Annotated in this window: 16 protein-coding genes; 8 read left to right on the top strand and 8 right to left on the bottom strand. The window is 50.1% G+C overall.

All coding sequences use genetic code 11. The features are described 5' to 3' along the window. Positions 1-117: 117 nt before the first annotated feature. Genes AB4Z33_RS03735 through AB4Z33_RS03725 form a run of 3 tightly spaced genes read right to left on the bottom strand, consistent with a single transcriptional unit; the run spans position 118 to position 3329 of the window. The gene (locus tag AB4Z33_RS03735) at positions 118-1881 is read right to left on the bottom strand and encodes a carbohydrate-binding domain-containing protein (RefSeq protein ID WP_442048619.1); all 1764 of its coding nucleotides are present in this window, start codon (positions 1879-1881) and stop codon (positions 118-120) included. 27 nt (positions 1882-1908) lie between these two features. Further along, complete coding sequence (locus AB4Z33_RS03730; RefSeq protein ID WP_442048618.1) at positions 1909-2586, bottom strand: DUF4956 domain-containing protein; 678 nt, start codon at positions 2584-2586, stop codon at positions 1909-1911. After that, positions 2583-3329, bottom strand: a complete 747-nt coding sequence (locus AB4Z33_RS03725) for a polyphosphate polymerase domain-containing protein (protein WP_442048617.1) — start codon at positions 3327-3329, stop codon at positions 2583-2585. Before AB4Z33_RS03725 ends, AB4Z33_RS03730 begins: the two co-directional genes overlap by 4 nt. A 202-nt stretch (positions 3330-3531) precedes the next feature. Between AB4Z33_RS03725 and AB4Z33_RS03720 the strand changes: the two genes are divergently transcribed. Both AB4Z33_RS03720 and AB4Z33_RS03715 read left to right on the top strand, forming a co-directional pair. Continuing rightward, positions 3532-4209 (top strand): response regulator transcription factor, encoded by a 678-nt coding sequence (locus AB4Z33_RS03720; RefSeq protein WP_442048616.1) that lies wholly within the window; start codon positions 3532-3534, stop codon positions 4207-4209. Continuing rightward, positions 4209-5477 (top strand): sensor histidine kinase, encoded by a 1269-nt coding sequence (locus tag AB4Z33_RS03715; RefSeq protein WP_442048615.1) that lies wholly within the window; start codon positions 4209-4211, stop codon positions 5475-5477. Before AB4Z33_RS03720 ends, AB4Z33_RS03715 begins: the two co-directional genes overlap by 1 nt. Before the next feature lie 124 nt (positions 5478-5601). Here the strand turns inward: AB4Z33_RS03715 and AB4Z33_RS03710 are convergent, their stop codons facing one another. Further along, a complete protein-coding gene (locus tag AB4Z33_RS03710; protein ID WP_442048614.1) occupies positions 5602-6453 on the bottom strand; it encodes a helix-turn-helix domain-containing protein in 852 nt (283 codons plus the stop codon). A gap of 180 nt (positions 6454-6633) precedes the next feature. On the opposite strand from AB4Z33_RS03710, the gene AB4Z33_RS03705 reads away from it, so the two are divergent. Beyond that, the gene (locus AB4Z33_RS03705; protein WP_442048613.1) at positions 6634-9021 is read left to right on the top strand and encodes a glycoside hydrolase family 2 TIM barrel-domain containing protein; all 2388 of its coding nucleotides are present in this window, start codon (positions 6634-6636) and stop codon (positions 9019-9021) included. Between the two features lie 61 nt (positions 9022-9082). On the opposite strand, the gene AB4Z33_RS03700 is transcribed toward AB4Z33_RS03705, so the two are convergent. Beyond that, on the bottom strand, positions 9083-10708 hold the full coding sequence (locus AB4Z33_RS03700; RefSeq protein ID WP_442048612.1) for an S-layer homology domain-containing protein: 1626 nt from the start codon (positions 10706-10708) through the stop codon (positions 9083-9085). Positions 10709-10777: 69 nt separating this feature from the next. Next, a complete protein-coding gene (locus AB4Z33_RS03695; RefSeq protein WP_442048611.1) occupies positions 10778-11494 on the bottom strand; it encodes a tautomerase family protein in 717 nt (238 codons plus the stop codon). 111 nt (positions 11495-11605) lie between these two features. On the opposite strand from AB4Z33_RS03695, the gene AB4Z33_RS03690 reads away from it, so the two are divergent. Beyond that, the gene (locus AB4Z33_RS03690; protein WP_442048610.1) at positions 11606-12481 is read left to right on the top strand and encodes a LysR family transcriptional regulator; all 876 of its coding nucleotides are present in this window, start codon (positions 11606-11608) and stop codon (positions 12479-12481) included. On the opposite strand, the gene AB4Z33_RS03685 is transcribed toward AB4Z33_RS03690, so the two are convergent. Further along, the gene (locus tag AB4Z33_RS03685) at positions 12473-13081 is read right to left on the bottom strand and encodes a TetR/AcrR family transcriptional regulator (RefSeq protein ID WP_442048609.1); all 609 of its coding nucleotides are present in this window, start codon (positions 13079-13081) and stop codon (positions 12473-12475) included. The two genes, AB4Z33_RS03690 and AB4Z33_RS03685, sit on opposite strands and share 9 nt — an antisense overlap. 147 nt (positions 13082-13228) lie before the next feature. On the opposite strand from AB4Z33_RS03685, the gene AB4Z33_RS03680 reads away from it, so the two are divergent. From AB4Z33_RS03680 to AB4Z33_RS03670, 3 genes are all read left to right on the top strand, one after another. Then, entirely contained in the window at positions 13229-13873 is a 645-nt protein-coding gene (locus AB4Z33_RS03680) for a peroxiredoxin-like family protein (RefSeq protein WP_442048608.1), read from the top strand. Positions 13874-13927: 54 nt separating this feature from the next. Next, positions 13928-14200, top strand: coding sequence for an alpha/beta-type small acid-soluble spore protein (locus AB4Z33_RS03675; RefSeq protein WP_442048607.1), 273 nt, complete (start codon positions 13928-13930; stop codon positions 14198-14200). A 293-nt stretch (positions 14201-14493) separates the two neighbouring features. Next, complete coding sequence (locus AB4Z33_RS03670; RefSeq protein WP_442048606.1) at positions 14494-15852, top strand: catalase; 1359 nt, start codon at positions 14494-14496, stop codon at positions 15850-15852. A gap of 52 nt (positions 15853-15904) precedes the next feature. Here AB4Z33_RS03670 and AB4Z33_RS03665 read toward each other — a convergent pair whose 3' ends face one another. After that, positions 15905-17089, bottom strand: coding sequence for an ATP-grasp domain-containing protein (locus AB4Z33_RS03665; RefSeq protein WP_442048605.1), 1185 nt, complete (start codon positions 17087-17089; stop codon positions 15905-15907). A gap of 153 nt (positions 17090-17242) precedes the next feature. On the opposite strand from AB4Z33_RS03665, the gene AB4Z33_RS03660 reads away from it, so the two are divergent. Further along, a complete protein-coding gene (locus tag AB4Z33_RS03660) occupies positions 17243-17992 on the top strand; it encodes a YheC/YheD family protein (protein ID WP_442048604.1) in 750 nt (249 codons plus the stop codon). The last annotated feature ends 56 nt before the right edge of the window (positions 17993-18048 follow it).

Raw genomic sequence — 18048 nt, 5'->3', positions numbered from 1 at the left:
GCTGTTTATATGTAAGCCCAATATTAGTTGCCCAAAATGCCACTATAACATTGCCATAGAAAAAAAGCCCTTCACCGCGCCATCAAGGCAGGTAAAGGGCTTTTCGCATTTCCTAATTTACTGAGCTGCAGCGTCCTGCGGAGGCTCTCCGCCTTGCGGCATCGTGCCATCCTGCGGCATTTCGCCGTCCGGAGGCATCCGATCTCCGCCGCCTTCGCCGCGTTGTCCGCCGCCGCCGCCGAAGCCGCCGCCGCCTCTTCCGCCAGGGCCTCCCATTCCGCTTTGCGCTTCGGTAACGCCTGATTCATTCACCCAAGTAACAATCGTGGCATTCTCGAAGGATACGACTTTCGTTCCCCCTTCGTATGTGCCGCCTTCGTACAGGCCGTTCGTTTCGGAGCCTGTCGATGTGCCGCCCGAATAGATTGTGTACGAGCTGTTTTGCTTCAAATCAGGGGAACTGACGAATATTGCTTGATACGATTTGGACGGCGCGAATGTCATGATCGCGTTGCCGTCGCTATCTTCCAGATGGACCAAGGTGCCAGCTTGCTGCGCAGCTGTAAACGTCATTAGGATGCCTGGCTGCGTCGAAGTATCAGCCGTCCCCTGCACCATGCCTGAGCTGCCGGCAGAAATGAGGTAGCCGCCCGTCATGACGAAGGAACCGTCGTAATCCAAAGATCCGTTGCCGTTATTGGTCGGGCCGTTCACGATAACTGTACCGCCGCTCATCTGAACCGAGCCGTTCGAATCGAGCCCGTCGCCAGCAGCATCAACGCTCAGGTAGCCGCCGCTAATGACCAGCATGTTCGAAGAAGAAGCTCCCGATCCTGGAGCACCTCCAGCAGCCCCCCCTCCCTCGGCTGCCGTCCCTGCGTCTCCGCCGGCTACGTTAATGCCGTCATCGGTCGAGACTACGCTTGTCTCACCGCCCGAGATTGCAATCGTCGGGGCTTCGATGCCTTCGTTACTTTGAGTAATATCAACCTTGCCGCCTGCAATCGCAATTGCGGTCTCGGAGTGAATGCCGTCATCGCCGGCATCGATACTAAATGAGCCGCCTTCGATAACGATATAACCTTTGGTCGTATCGGTATCGTACGTCGTCTTAACCGCATCGCCCTCCGACTTAATCGTGATCGAGCCGTCATTCACAGCAACGAGGTCACGGCCCATGAGTCCGTCATCGGCAGCAGTAATGTCAATCGTGCCGCCCGTAATTTTCAACTTATCCTTGCTCGTGATGCCGTTATTGAAGTTTCCTTGTACCGCGAGCTTACCCGTGCCGTTAATCGTCAGATCATCATGGCTGAACAGCGCCGCATTCGGCTCGTCAGTCGTTGCGTCCGGATATACATAAGTCTCGCCATCGGACAGCGTATTCTCCGTACCCTCTTGAAGCGAAATGATCGTCTTGCCTGCCTCTTCAACATAAATGGCCGAACTGCTGCTATTGTGAATGTCGACTCCGTTCAAGACGAGACGAACGACGCCTTTATCCTGCACATTGACGACAAGCTGTCCTTCTTCAAGCTTGCCGCTAACCACGTAAGTGCCCGCAGCTGTTATCGTAATTTTACCTCCGTCGACCGTTGCTCCCTCACCGCTAATCGTCGCGCCTGTCCCGGTCAGCGCAATGGCTACCGAGTCGCCCGCTGTCCAATCCGTATAAGCGTCATCCTCCTCATACTCGACCTGCTCCGTCAGATCGACACCGGCCAGCTCAGCCGCGGCGGTATCGCCGGAATCCGTCGTTGCGGCCACCGCTGTCCCCTCGGTTCCGTCATTAGCTGCGCTGCCTGTATTGTTGCTGCATGAAGCGAGCAGCGCCGCACATAATAAGAGTGTTCCCAGTTTTATTTTCCATGGATGTTTCATTGTTCATCTTCCTCTCTTTGTTTCGGGTTAGTAATCCGACACCGTCGGAGCCATCGTCAACGTCACGTCTAAGTTGCCGTTTCTGCTTCTGACAGCGTCAAGAAATTCCTTCTGATTCATCAGGTGATCAATCGTCACCGCGTATACAAGCTCATATAGGCTGCCTAGCTCTGTTGTTCTCACTTTGCGAAGCTCATAAGGAATGTCGAACATATGGAACAACTCCTCGAACGCTTCCTCGTACCCTAGATCCTCTGGGATCGTAACCTTAAGCAGCTTCTGCGTCGATTTCTTGGAGCCGAATTTGATAGCCTTAAGGACAAACATCAGGGCACACATAACGACCGTGAACAGGACTGCGTAAGCGAATGATCCGACACCGCAGGCGAGACCGGCAGCCATCGTGAATAACACGAACGCAATATCCTTCGGATCTCCAGGCGCGCTTCGGAACCGAATAATGGAGAACGCTCCGGCTAAGCTGAAGGCGCGGGCAATGTTGCTACCGATCAAAAGAATAATGATAGCGACGATAATAGGCAGAACGATCAGCGTCAAAGCAAAATTTTGCGTATAGCCCGTTTGCGTTTTCATATAGGTAACACTGATCATCGTGCCTAAAACGATGGAAATAAAAATCGTAAGCAAAGCGTCTGTTAACGTTAATTCCGTTGCCGTCGAAGCGGCGAATAGGGATTCGATCATATTAAAATACTCTCCTTTGTTCTTTGTCCAATACCGTAACGTACCGTTTTCTTATATTCATTGCCGTACTTGGAGAAGCTTGTTCGATACATGCCAAGCTCGGACAGCAATTGGGACAACCAAAGCGGAATCGTCTTCTCCGCCTTTACCTCCATGAGCCATTGTCCCTCCTCCATCAGCTGTTCTCCGTAATCTCCCGCTTCCAACCTCACATCGTAACGTCTTGACCGGATATTCGTGTCGAACGTAATGCGAAGATCGCGGCTGTTTTTGCAAAATAGGGCAAGTCGGTCATAAGCTAAGTACACTTTGGGCTGTAGATCATAACGCCGCAAAAAGTATTCGATTTCCATCATCACCTGCTTATTCATATACGGCTGAAGCTCAGGCACAGCGCCCGTTCCGGCGAATGCATATGCCTCGTTCAGCCTCAGCGAAGTCCTTCGCTTGTTCACCAAGCCGAACACCTTTTTCTTCAGCTCCAAATATACCTTTGCGTTAGCCTCCGGTACGCCGTATGCTCTGATTCTGAGCTTCTCCTTGTACTTCGGCTTCGACAAGCTGTTGCGGATGAGCGTATCGTGCTCGGTATCGTAATAAATGTTGCTGATTGAATAAAATCTTTCGTTTTTGTTGTGTTCATCAGGTTCCATATATTCGAGCAAACGGTTATAAATCATATGAAAAGCTTGGTTATCCATTAGGTACTTGCTCTCGTAACGGTTGAACACCTCAATCGCCATCGGCCCGCACGCTCCTCTCTTTCTTGTGGCGAATGCATCGCCGCTTCCATGACTGTATCTTAGAAAACGAACCTTTAATGAATCTTAAACATTTCTTAACAATCGACCTGTGGTACGATTAAGGTTAATTAAAGGTTCGCTTCCTATAGTAAAGACATAACGCTGCTGGTCAGCTTTCATAGAGGTTAAGGGGGAAACAACAATGCGTTTATTAATAGTAGAAGATGAAGTTCATCTGGCGGAGGCGCTGTCCCAAATATTGAAGAAAAACAATTACTCCGTCGATGTCGTGCATGACGGCGAATCGGGACTCGACAACGCGCTAAGCGGAATATACGATCTGCTGCTGCTCGACATTATGCTTCCGGAAATGGACGGCATTACGATATTGAAGACGATTCGGGAAAAGGGGCTGGCGACGCCCGTGATCCTGCTGACCGCCAAGGGAGAAACGTCCGATAAGATCGCCGGACTTGATTACGGGGCCGACGACTATGTCGCCAAGCCATTCTCGACGGAAGAACTGCTGGCAAGAATAAGGGCAGCTCTAAGGAGGAAGGGCGAGGTCGTGCCCGATGATGCGATTAAGTTCGGCGATATCGAATTAAATACGGCGACCTTGAAGGTATCCTGCAAGAACAAAGAGCTTAAGCTGATTCTGAAAGAAAGCGAGCTGTTGGAATTGCTGGTCTCGAGGAAAAGCGCAATTACCTCCAAAGAGCAGATCATCGAGAAGCTTTGGGGCTTCGATTCGGAGGTCGAACATAATAACGTGGAGGTGTACGTCTCGTTTCTAAGGAAGAAGCTGGGCTTCCTGCAATCGACGGTGAAGATCAATACGATCCGGGGCGTAGGCTACGTGCTTGAGGTGACTTCCTAATGTTCAATCGACTGCGCAATCGATTCCTCGTCGTGAATATGGCCATTATTACGATTATCATGCTCATCGCCTTTGCTTCGATCTACACCATCACGTACCGGAACGTGCACAATGATATTACGATGGATCTTAATCGGGTATCCGATTTCTTCAAGCCGTCAGACGGCATGATGGGCGGCGAGCCGCACGCTGACGGCGACGGCGGGCCTCCTCATGGAGGCAAAGACAAAGATATGATGTGGCAGCCTGATCGCACCGTCTCCTTCTCGCTTCAGACAGACGAGGAGTGGAATATGACCGCAACGGATTCGCGTTTCGATATGGATGAAGCTTTCTATACGGATGCGATTAATAAAGTCAGAGCTTCGAGCTCGGATCGAGGCCAATTCAGCTTGGAAGGCAACGAGTGGGCTTTCTCGGTGCAGAATACAATGAGTGGCTATAACATCGTATTTCTAGATGTTACGGCTCAGCAGACGATCTTGACGAATCTGATTTATACGTTCCTTGCGGTCGCGCTGGTGATGCTCATCGTCATTTACTTCACAAGCCGTTATTTCGCCAATCGTTCCATCACCCCTGTTAAGGAGGCGTTCGACAAGCAGAAGCGATTCATCGCCGACGCTTCCCATGAATTGAAGACGCCGCTTGCGGTTATTAACACGAATGCGGATGTCCTGCTAGCCAATCGGGACGACACGATACGCGAGCAAGCGAAGTGGCTGCACCATATTAAGTCGGAGACGGAACGTATGAAGACGTTGACCAATGATCTTCTCTATTTGACGGAAATCGACGATACAAGGGAGAAAATGCTTTACACGCCGTTCAACTTGAGCGAAGCTGTCGAGAGCGTAATTCTAACGATGGAAGCCGTCATTTTCGAAAAAAATATAGAGCTCAGCTATGAGATCGAACCGGAGCTCGTTATGAGCGGCAACGGCGAGCAGATTAAGCAGGTCGTTATGATATTGCTCGATAATGCGATCAAGTATGCCGGAAGCCAAGGCTTGATCATACTGGCGCTCAAGAAGCGCGCCACCGATATTCAGCTGGCGGTGACGAATACAGGCGAAGGGATCGCCCCCGAGCATCTGGATCGCATCTTCGACCGTTTCTACCGCGTCGATCGTTCGAGATCCCGCAAGCAAGGCGGCTACGGCCTTGGGCTAGCTATCGCGAAGTCGATCGTCGAGCAGCACAAGGGCAAAATCTACGCGAAGAGCGTACTGGGCAAGACGACAACGTTCTACGTGCAGCTTGTATAACTGAAATGTAAAATAAAGGACTGTCTCACTTTACCTTTGAGACAGTCCTTTCGTGTAGAAACGGGATATTCCTATGTCATGATGCTTGTCATTGTTTTGATTGGAAATCATCCAACCTAATCGCCTACTGAAACTGTTTCTTATATTCGCTAGGCGGTAAACCAACCGTGCTTCGGAATATCCTGCTGAAGTAAAGCGGATTGTCGTACCCGACAATAGATGCTACTTCCCGCACATGAAGAGAAGACTCCGACAGCAGCTTCTTCGCTTCATTCATGCGGATATCGGTCACATATTTAAGCGGCGTCGAACCCGTTACGGCTTTGAACTTATGGATGAACCGGAAGGGACTAAGGCTGATCTGCCTCGCTAGATCGGCAATGACAAGCTGCTCGCTGTACCTCTCGTGCATAACGCCAATAATCATCGTAATATCCGCATGCTGTCTCCCCTTGTGATGCTCCTCCGCGTGTTGGAGCTTCCTCCCGAGCAGCGCAAGCAGCTCCAGAAGGTAGGCCGTTGTCACATGGCCGCTCAGCGGCTTATTTGTATTCAGCTCGTAGATGATTTTGTTATACAAAGCGACGATCTCATCCATCATGCCTATATCATGAATGGGCTCGCCGAGCAGCCCGAATTGCTCCAAATAATCGTGAACGGCATGCCCGCTGAAATGAATCCAATAAACCTCCGTCGTCTCTTCGGCATAATAACAATAATTTTGCGGCTCGCCCGGCGCATAGAAGACCATATGTCCGCCGCCCACCTCTATCTCCTCTTCGCCGAAGCGAAACACGGCCTTCCCCCTGACGATGTAGATGAGCTGATAATCCACTCTGCCTTGATCGCGATTGCGCTCCAAGTTTTTCGTCATCAGCTTCTGGTAGCCGCAGCAGTTCACGGTTAGAAAACAATCCGTATTCGCCACTCCGAACTCATGCCACTCTCTCATCGCATTACCCGATATACTGATCATGCTTCGTCCTCCGACAACAATTTTGTCCATGTTTATAGCAATATGCGATATTCTCCCATGCTCATTATAACCTTATAATGAAAGCGCAGCCATCACAAAGAACTGTTTATGATGAGCAATTTTGTGAATGTCCCTAATATAAGAGTTCCTACAGCTTAGGAAGCGAAAAGGAGACTGACGATGAGCAAAGGAAGACGCATTGAACGGATGAATCTGGATTGGAAGTTCCATAGAGGCGACGAGCCTGGCGCATGGTACAAAGGCTTCGACGACGCAAGCTGGCGGAGTGTGACCTTGCCTCATGACTGGTCCGTCGAAGAACCATTTTCCGAGGAGCATTCCAGCGGAACCGGCTACCTGCCCGGCGGTATCGGATGGTATCGAAAAAGGTTCGATTTGCCGCAAGATCTGCAGGGCAAGCGCGTATATATCACCTTCGAGGGTATCTATAACAACGCCCAGGTATGGTGCAACAGCTATTATTTGGGGAAGAGACCTTACGGTTACAGCACGTTTACGTATGACATTACGGACTGTGTGTCTTTTGGAGATATCGACAATGTCCTTTCGGTAAAGGCGGATCATAAGGACATCGCGGATTCCAGATGGTTCACCGGCTCGGGCATATACAGGGACGTCTATCTAACGGTTACGGATCAGATTCACATCGATCAATACGGCGTATTCGCAACGACGCCGGACGTCTCCTCGGAGCAAGCGACGGTAGCCGTCCAAGTTCGACTGTCTAATGAGGCCCTCCAGGACGAGACGATACAAGTGACGAATGTGCTAGTGAACGGTGACGGAGAAGTCATCGGGCAAGCAACTGATGCATGGACCGTACTTGCCGAATCGGGGACGGAAGGCCACGCGACTATTGTTGTCGATAATCCGAAGCTATGGTCGCCGGATAGCCCTTCCCTGTATACGTTGCGTACGGAGCTTAGCAAGGACGGCGTGCTGATTGACGAGGTACAGACCGTTGTCGGTATTCGCTCGATCCAGTTCGATGCTAACAAAGGCTTCTTCCTGAATGGCGTCAATATGAAAATGAAAGGCGTATGCGTGCACCATGACGCAGGCGGCCTCGGAGCTGCAGTGCCCGCGAAAGTATGGGTTCGCAGACTTACGGCCCTGAAAGAGATGGGCTGCAATGCGATTCGCATGAGCCATAACCCGCCGGCGCCGAATTTGCTTGATTTATGCGACTCCATGGGATTCCTCGTCATCGACGAAGCGTTCGACGAATGGGAAGGCGTGAAGAACAAGTGGTCAACCGGCCACAATGTATATCCGCCTAAGCATTTTGGCTATTACGAGGACTTTCCGCAATGGGGCGAAGCCGACTTGAAGGAGATGGTGCTGAGGGACCGCAACCATCCTTCCATCATTATGTGGAGCATCGGCAATGAAGTCGACTATCCGAATGATCCGTATTGCCATCCGTACTTCGAGACGATGACCGGCAATAACGATGCCAACAAACCGGCAGCGGAAAGACAATACGATCCGAATAAACCGAACGCCGAGAGGCTTGCAACGATTGCGAGACGCCTCGCGAAGTACGTCAAAGAATGCGACACGACAAGGCCTGTGACGGCAGCGCTTGCGTTTCCCGAGTTGTCCAATCTGACCGGCTATGCGGATGCCCTCGATGTAGTAGGCTACAATTACAAAGAGCAATTCTATGAGGAGGATCATCAGAAATATCCGGACAGAGTAACCCTCGGCAGCGAGAACAGCTCCAGCTTGGAAGCATGGCTAGCCGTCAGGGACAATGACTATATAAGCGCCCAATTCATATGGACCGGCATCGATTATTTGGGAGAAGCGAAGGGCTGGCCCGTTAGAGTCGCGCAGGCCGGATTCATGGATCTAGCCGGGTTTAAAAAATCGAATTATTACTATCGTCAAAGTCTATGGAGCGACAAACCAATGGTCCACCTTACTTCAATGAAAGTGGACAATTCCGAGCATGGAGCCCGCGGAAGGTGGGCAGGCGGCGTTCCCCATTGGAACTGGGCGGAAGGTGATCAACTTAAGATCGCCTGCCATACGAACTGCGAAGAAGTCGAGCTCTTCCTTAATGGCCGTTCGCTCGGCATAAAACATCTTATCGATGCTCCGAAGCTCTACTTAACGTGGGAAGTCGCCTATGAAGAGGGGATCTTAGAAGCTGTTGCCAAAGGTGCTGACGGGAATCGATATACGTGTATGCTTCGTACCGTCTCGAAGCCGGAGCAGATCGCGATGCATGTGGATAGTTCGGACCTGAAGGCAGACGGCGAAGATATTGCCCATGTCGAAATCCAGGTGACCGACAGCGAAGGTCGTTTTGTATACGGATCTGATGATTTGATCGAGCTGTCCGTCGATGGGCCGGGAGAAATCATCGGCATCGAGAACGGAGATAGTCAGGACCTCACGCCGTATAGCTCCAAATCCAGAAAAGCGTTCAACGGCAAGCTTCTTGCCTACATTCGAACGCAACAGGCGCCGGGACGAATCGTTGTGAAAGCGGCGTCTCGCGGACTGCAGCCTGCACAAGTGGAGATAACGACCGTATAAAAGCAAAAAGCACGTTCGACGCTTAAGGGCGCTGAACGTGCTTTTTTGTTATGAAGCAACTTCAATTGGTGCTGCCGAAGTCATAGTCTTCATATTTCTCTGCGTTTCTGAGACTGGCCCATATATCCGAACTTTCGCCGCCGATATGCCAGTAGGCAACGCCTGCTAAACCGTTCTGCACGACCAATCGATACTTCGCGATCAAGGAGCGTCCGTCCTCAATCCATATCGTATGATTAATCGATCCCTTCGTATAGCTGGCCACATATTGCCCCAAAGTCGGATTCCATATCGGCTTCATCGCATAGCTGGACAATAATTGGTTCTGCTCGGTCAACGAAACGTAAGCGGAGGACGCAACCGTGCCATTCGAGTTTAACGACCAGTCGCGGTTATAGAACGGAAACGCCAGTATGACCTTCTTGCTTGACACGACTTTCGTCAGTGTCTGAATTGCGCCCCGATCATACGGAAGAGAAGCATTCGGACCGGGATATAAGCTGCCGCCGTAATGCTCATCGTAACCCATCAATACCATGTAATCGGCTTGCTTGCCGAGCGCGGCATAATCGAATGCGTCGGTCCAGTCGGTGCCTAGATCGGGCGAGACGTCAACGGACAGCACGGCACCCAGCGCATGAAGCTTAACGGCTAATTGCGTCACGAACGTTGTGAAATACGCGCGGTCAGCCGGAGCTGCGTTTTCGAAATCGATATTAAGTCCATCCAGCCCATACTTGTTTACAAGGGCGCCCAGCGCATCAACCGCCTTCGTTCTTGCAGACGCGCTAGATAATAATTGATGAGTAGCCTCTTGATCGGAGCGGTTGCCGACCATGACCCAAACCTTCTTGGCGTTCTTCTTCGCCCATGTGACAAGGGCGGCATCCGTCCCATCCGATACAGCACCCGTGCTCCCCACAAAATACCAACGAGGGGACAGCGTGTTCACATTCGACTTTAGAATATTACTCTGGTACTGCGCAGTCGTCTGTCCATACTGCCACCCCAATACAATACGTTCGTCAGGCTTAGCCTCAAGCTCCGACGCCCAGCTTGCCTGCTTCAGCACGCGAGCCAGAAGGACGGCCGTTTCCTGCCTCGTAATCGGATTCGAAGGCCGGAAGCTGCCGGTTTCATCGCCTTTCATTAGATCTAGCCCGCTCACCGAAGCTACAGCTGAGCTTGCCCATTCGGCAATTTGGTCTTGATCCTTGTAAGCGGAACTGGACGCGGCCACAGTTCCTGTCTGCTTGAGCGCCCTTGCAATCATGACGGCCGCCTCCTGGCGGGTAACGGGCTTCGTCGGGGCGAAAGCCGTAGCAGACGTGCCGCTGACAAGCTCAAGCTGAACAGCCGCTTGTATCCAGCCGTAATACCAGACACTCTTCGCGACATCCGTGTAAGGAGACACCGGGCTTGTCACAGGCTCAAGCTTCAGCAGACGATCCAGAACGGTAATAAACTCAGCTCTCGTAATCGACTTCTTGGGCGAAAAGCTCRTAGCCGATGTACCGCTAATAATCTTCTTATTATATAAATCTATGATTTCATTGCGTGCATAGCTCGTACTAATATCATCAAACGGCAGCGCCTTCGCGGCGGCAGATGCTGCCTGCGACAATGTGCTCGCCGCTAGAAAGCCAGCGATTGCTACGGTTACGAATTTACTTACAATAAGCTTCACGAGATTTGTAATCCTCCTCGGATTATTCCAATCGTGGAATTATACCAAGGATACTACTATTAATCATCGCTAAAATACTGGTAGAGTAGGGAACACATTCTTCGCCGTCTCCAGGGCAGACGCCGCGCGCGGCCAGCCTGCATAATAGGCAAGATGCGTGATCGCTTCGATGATCTCCTCGCGGGTCAATCCATGATCGATCGCTAATCGAAGGTGATACGGCAGTTGTTCGGTCTGTCCGCTAGCAACTAATGCGGATAACGTAACGAGACTGCGGTCCCGCAGCGACAGCCCTTCTCTCTTCCATAAATCTCCGAAAAGTACGTTTTCCGAATAGTCGACGAAGGCAGGCGCAAGTTCTCCTAACGATGCGCGGACGTTCGTTGCAGCCATTTTTTTGCACTCAAGCATCTGGGCTTGGCCGTTGCCAAACGACCAATCTTCGAATTCCGTGCCGACAAGGACAACGAATACATCTTCTTGCCTAATGCCAACGACAATCGATAATTGCTCTGCCAGTAACGTATAGAAGCTCGTTTTCTGTTGAATCGTTCTTCCGGATTTAAGCGTGATCTGGATATAGAGCAATCTGTCGCTTCTTTCGATATCCAAATAGTTCGTGTCATAGACGAATTCACTGCTTTTATGCRCATGAAACACCTGAAAACAATCGTCTACCGGCACATGGAAGTGCTGAATGAGCGCGTTCATAATCGTTTTGCTTATCGATTCGAGCTGCTTTGATTCGTATTGCTTTTCACGGTAACTGACTCTGATGAATGGCATGAATAACCCTCCCCCAAGATGATGTCACCATTGTAATCCTCGCATCTTCATTTGTATAATTGAATAAAATGATAAACTCATTCAATAATATCGATATAGGTGGTGCGAATAGTGGACTTAAAAGAACTGACTGCCTTCAGAACGATCCTTCAAGAAGGCAATTTCACTCGTGCGGCGGAGAAATTGAATTATGCGCAGTCAACCATAACGAATCAGATCCAACGACTAGAGAAGGAGCTCGGCTTGCAGCTTTTCAAACGGGGATGGGATATGGAGCTTACGGATGCGGGGAAAGTGTTAGCGGATGAGATCGATGGACTTATTGCCCATTGGAACTACGTATCTGAACAAGCAAAGGCGCTGTCGGAGGAGGAGATCGGCGAAGTGCGGGTTGGGGCGCTTGAAAGTATGATGACCTCCGTGCTCCCAAATGCTTTGCGCGAATTTCAAGCTTTAAAACCAAACCTATCCTGTCATTTCGTCATAGGAAATACCGATTCCCTCTCGCAGTCCATTCTGCAAGATGAGCTGGATTTCGCGCTCTGCGGCGAGCCGCCGGACCCGACTCCGTTCCGCTTCGAACCGCTTTATAATGAGCATATTGCGTTTGTTGTGAACAGCGGCCATCCCTTAAGCGATCGAAACAGCATTCCTTTCGAGGAGCTCCTGGGCTACCCAATCGTTATCGGAGGTCGTACCTGTCTATATCACCTGCGGATAGCAAAGCAATTATCTCGCTACGCGAGATCTGCCGCTCTAAGCACGGTCAATCAGATCTCCGCCATCCCTTATTTTATAAGACAAACGACTGCCGTTGGGGTCGTGCTCGACTCGACGCTCCTACCGCCCGATGTTGTGAGGGTTGAAGTAGAGATGAACGAATCGACCATTCAGGTCGGCCTGCTTCAGCTGCGCAAAGATGAATATATATCTGCCTCGAAGAAGCTTCTGATGAAGCTCATAACGGAGCAAATCACCTTACATTGAAGGTTGACTGCGTAAGCACATTCCCTTCAAGTAGGCCGACAAGGTTTCGATGTTCATGCGGACATGCCGATTGTCGCCCTCCAGCTTGCTGAGCATGATGCCGCCTTCCATTATGGACAACGTGAAGGTTGCTAATGCCTCGATGTCCAGTTCTGCCTTAAACTCTCCGGATTCAACACCTTCCGCGATGATCCGCTTCATCGTATCCAACGTGTTGTCCATCCCCTGACGCGCCCTCGCACGCAAGACCGGATGGCTGTCATCGCTCTCCGTAGCTAGGTTAAGCAACGGGCATCCGCCTACAAATGGCGGATCTTCCACTACGTTCGCATACACCCTTAGATACACGAGCAGCTTGCCCATCGCCGTAGATTGTTCATCAAGCGCCTCATTGATGGTGCGGCTCACGATACTTCCCGCATATTGGTAAGCCTCTATGGCGATTTCGTCCTTGCCGGTGAAGTAGCGGTAAATACCTCCTTTCTTGATGCCCGTCAGCTCTGTAATATCCGACAAGGAAGAACCTGCATAACCCTTTTGGTTAAACAGCTCGGCGGACTTCGCAATAATATGTTTGCGGGTGTTTTCTCCCTTAAGCATGTCCAATCCCCTTTGCGCTTGCGAATCCTAATTAGCTTCATTATACCAAAGGAAATTATGCTTGCGTGGCAGGAAGCTGCTATGCTAATGTAAAAATWCCGATCGGTATCTTTTCCCAAAAATGAATGTACAGGAGGAGAATAACCTATGTTACTTAGCGAGATGCTGGACGAAGCTAAAAAACAGTTTACAGTTAAAGTGCCTGCAGACGTTCAGGATGAAATCTATCGCCTAATGGTCGAGCAGAAGCAATCAGAAGCGGTTTACGGCTTACAGGAAGGGCAGCAAGCGCAAGATTTTACGCTTAACAATGCGCAAGGTGCTGCTGTAAACCTGTATGAACAGCTTGAACGAGGTCCCGCCGTATTAACCTTTTACCGCGGAGGCTGGTGCCCTTTCTGCAATCTGCAGCTTCGAGCTTATCAGAGCATTCTGCCCGATATAGAGGCACTGGGCGCTCAATTAATTGCCTTAAGTCCGCAAAGCCCTGACAATACGCTGTCGCAGCAGCAGAAAGAGGACCTTCGTTTCCACGTCCTCAGCGACACGGACGGCGTAGCAGCCGACCGTTATGGCGTATTATTCGATGTTCCTTCTGCCCTGCAGCATAAGATGGCAAATACACTCAAAGTGAATCTCACCGATTATAATGCAACCGACCGCTGGATTCTCCCCATTCCTTCGACATTCATCATCGATACAACCGGCCTCATCCGCTTCGCTTATGCGAATCCGGATTTCATGCAGCGGCTTGAGCCTCACGCCATTGTCGATCAATTGCAGAAGCTTTAATCAACTTCCGATCATAAGGGCACACTACAAGCAAAATGAAAGGAAGTGTCCATAATGGCTAGAAGAAGATATACAGTACCCGGTGCGGAGCAAGCCATGCAAGCGTTCAAAGCCGATGTTATGAAGCGCGAAGGCTACGCCGTTAATTCGAATCGACCAGACGATGTGAAATTCGAGGTTGCCAAGGAGCTCGGCATCCCGCTCCAGCCAGGCTACAACGGTGAATTATCAACCGAAGATGCAGGGCATATCGGAGGCAAAATCGGCGGCTCAATGGTTCGGGAAATGATTCGGCTTGCGCAAGATAAACTGTCTAAGCAGGATTAACGTTACTCCAGATCTYAATTTTGTATGATTTTTCACATAAAGCCAGTTAAACAAGAGGTGAACTGTCAAAGCTTATACGATTTATCATACAAAAGTAGCTAATCCATCCACGCAGCCGATGATTTTGTACGATTTTTCGATCAAAACCCTTGATTTGAACGATCCGTAAAGTTGGTTTATACGATATTTCGAACAACTCTAATTTCATTCCCCTTATCTTGTACTAATAGATGCCATCCGAGAATAGGATAGCAAGGATCAGGGGATTGAAATTTTTTCGGGAGGTTCGGATCATGGAAGACAATCATAAATCTTCTCCACGGGCGGGCGATATACCAGCCCCCTTTCACTCGCAGACGGTCGGAGACCGAGGACCTGTGTTGGAACAAGATCATATTTTGCACGAAACACTCGAAACTTTTGTACATACGAAAATTACGGAAAGACCGGTCCACGTCAAAGGTTATGGCGCTTTCGGATACTTTCAAACCGTTCATTCCATGGCTCCGTATACGAAGCTTTGCTTTTTGCAGCAGCCTGGACAGCAGGTTCCCGTTACGGTACGGTTTTCCCTTGCCGTAAGCAACAAAGGTACACCGGACACTTCTCGCAATGTGCGCGGATTTTCCACGAAGTTTTATACCGAGCATGGCGTTTTCGATTTGCTTTGCAATCATATTCCCGTTTTTCTAGTACGTGACGCGATACGCTTTCCCGAGTCCATCAAAGCCTTCTTGCCATCGCCCGTTAACAATCTGATGGATCCCGAGCGATTTTGGAGTTTCATAGCCATAGCGCCAGAGGCGACCAACTTTCTCGTATGGCTATACTCGGATAGAGGAACGGTCAAAAGTCTCCGCCACATCCCGGGCCACAGTGTAAATACGTACGTATGGCGAAATGATCAAGGCGTGCACTCCTACGTAAAATATCACTGGATTCCGTTGGCAGGCGTCCAATATATCGATCGTCATGAGGCTGCTAAGCTCGCTTGCGACAATCCCGATTACGCGGGCAAAGATCTGTATGACACGCTTGCAGCGGGAAAAACCGTTGAATACGGACTTTATGTACAGCTTATGAACCCTCAGGATGAAGCTGCACTCCCTTATGATCCGCTCGATGATACGAAGATCTGGGACGAGCAGCAATATCCTTTGCTCCCGGTTGGCCGTCTCGTATTGAACCGTAATCCCGATAACTATATGGAACAAGTTGAAAAAATTGCCTTCTCCCCTTCTAATCTGCTGGAAGGCGCCGAGTTATCGAATGATAAGATGCTGCAAGGCCGCGCCAATATTTACGGGGACTCGCAGCGCTATAGAATGGGACCTGATTACCGCAAAGTTCCGATCAATCATCAACAACACTGGACTCCCGCTTCCCTTGTGACCAGCGGTAACGGCGAATATGTCCAAGGGCGTCTTACGCGTTCCGAAATACCCAAACCGGATAACTTCACGCAAGCTGGCCAATATTATCGCGCTTTGGATTCGGTACAGCAAGACCACCTGGTAAGCAACCTTTCAGCTGACCTCGCCGGCATCTCGCACGAAACGCAAAATATCGTCTTAGGATACCTCCACCAAGCTTCGGCAGAACTAGGAGCGCGGGTAACCCAGCAAATTCAATCCCACAATAAAGGCATATAAATATAATACAGCCCCCGCCTTGATAACAAGTCGGGGGCTGCTTCATGCAGCCTTATTCGAATCCCAGCGTTAGCATATGCCGTTCCGTTTCCAACACATCCGCCTTGGACTTGCCAACGACTGCGCCTGATAAGAAGATCGGCTTATCCGCAGTCTGCATCGCCGGGTTGTAGATACATAGCGGCAGCAGCCGTTTATCCGCTATCAACGATCGAGCATGCAGTTCGAATTCATCGAAGCTCAGATTCGACTTCCATTTCCTCGCTTTCATCACCGTCGCCCCCCACTCCACTGCGACACTATTCTGAAAGAGAAGCGCCACCGTCGACCCGTTCTGCCGGAAGTTCAGATCGATGATATAAATGTCATTATCCTCCGTAATAACCGTATCAATACCCGCGAATCCGTAGTAACCCTGTGCTGCCGCTTTGCGCATAACCTGCTTGCATAGATCGATCGCTTCGGCAGGCGGCTGGTCATGCATATCCATCCAGTTCCCCGAATATTTCCCCTGTTTATTTATAATCTGCTCGGCCGAGCCCAAATACACCAGTTCCCCCTCAACCGTTTGTGCGAACTGAATGCAGAAATTTTTACGGATATCGAGATACTGCTCCATAACAACGTAAGAACAGGAGGCGAAAAGCTCCTTAGCCTRCTCTAAATTCGCAGGTGAATAACAAATAACAACCTCGATTCCCCCGCCGTTAGGCTGATCGGTAGCTGCTTTGACTACATAGGGATAATCAAAAGCATCTCGGTCCTTGTTCAAAAATTGTTCTATCGATAATAGAACGCGGTTTGGAACATGTCGCCCTGGTACGAGCTCAGACAAATTCCGCTTATTGTTGAGAAATAATAGCAGCTCCCTCTCTATCCAATATTGTTCCGCCTCGAATTCATTCGGCAGATGCGCGTAATTGAATATGACGTTTTTGCCGTCTTGCTGCAATTCATTCAATAATGCATAGTAGCTGTCAGCATTCGTGTAAGTAAGCAGTTTGGCCCCGACTTGGTGGCCGGCGGCTTGGAGCACGTCGAGACAGCAATCTCTCCCCACATCCGTATGACACAACATCGGTATGTCTCCGGCTATCGTCAGCAAGCTGCCGGAGGATGAGTCCTGGCCAAGCTCGCCAGGAAGCCACTGGCTGTTATGATACGAGCCTCTGCCATTCATGACATATCCACGGCCGAAAACTTGTTCAAGCGTAAGAAGCGGCTCCAATTCTACCATTCCCTTCGATTCACATTACTCAGAAGCTAGTTTATTCGATCTAGCAGAAATGAACCGTAGGTTACAATCTATTTTCTAACAATCGGGCGAACGACCAGTCATGCGCGATCGCTCTCTCGTATAGTAAATAGACTATGGAGCGAGGGTGTGGTTATGATAGCAAGCGAATTGCGAAGGAATAAGTGGTATAAGCATCAGCTATTAATGAACAGTCCAGCGTTGGTCGGATTTCTTCCTAAATCATACAGATACTCGTCCGCTAATCTATGGAAATTGCTGAATCTTTATCCGGATATTATTTTGAAGCCGGTTGTCGGCTCCGGCGGCGTCGGCATCATTAAAGTGTCGACAGTAAGTGACGGGGTTTACCATGTACAGACATCGGGGGTTAATGAAAAAGCCGCCGGACGCGACGCACTGATCGCCTTAATCACTAGATTAAAGGGGAAGCGGACGCTCATTATCCAATATTGCATCGCGCTCGCTAGCGTCGAAGGCAAGCTGATCGATTTTCGCTACATCGTACAGCGCGAGAAAGGCGAATCCAAATGGATCATTACCGGCAAGTATGCCAAGATCGGCAAGAAAGGCTCAATCGTCACGAACCTCCAGCAAGGGGCGAATGTCGAAACGGTTCGAAGAGCGCTCCAGCAAGCGCATATCAAAAACATCGGGAAAACGATGGCCGACCTCGATTATTTGTCGCTCAAAGCGTCCAAAGTATTCTCTCGTACCTTCAAAGCGCAGACGATCTGGGGCTACGATCTCGCAGTCGATGTGAACGGCCGCGTATGGATGATTGAAGCCAACTGCACACCGATGGTAGGCGGCTTCCGCTACTTGAAGGATCTCAGCATGTATCGAACGATTCGAAGATACCAAGCTATGAATCGAAAGCAATAATGAATACAGCGAAAGGCACCCGTCAGCCGGGTGCCTTAGTTGCGTTATGAAGCTAT

This window comes from Paenibacillus sp. 2TAB19 (assembly GCF_052115185.1).
In the GTDB taxonomy this organism is placed as follows: domain Bacteria; phylum Bacillota; class Bacilli; order Paenibacillales; family Paenibacillaceae; genus Pristimantibacillus.
This window is presented reverse-complemented; position numbering and strand designations above follow the sequence as displayed.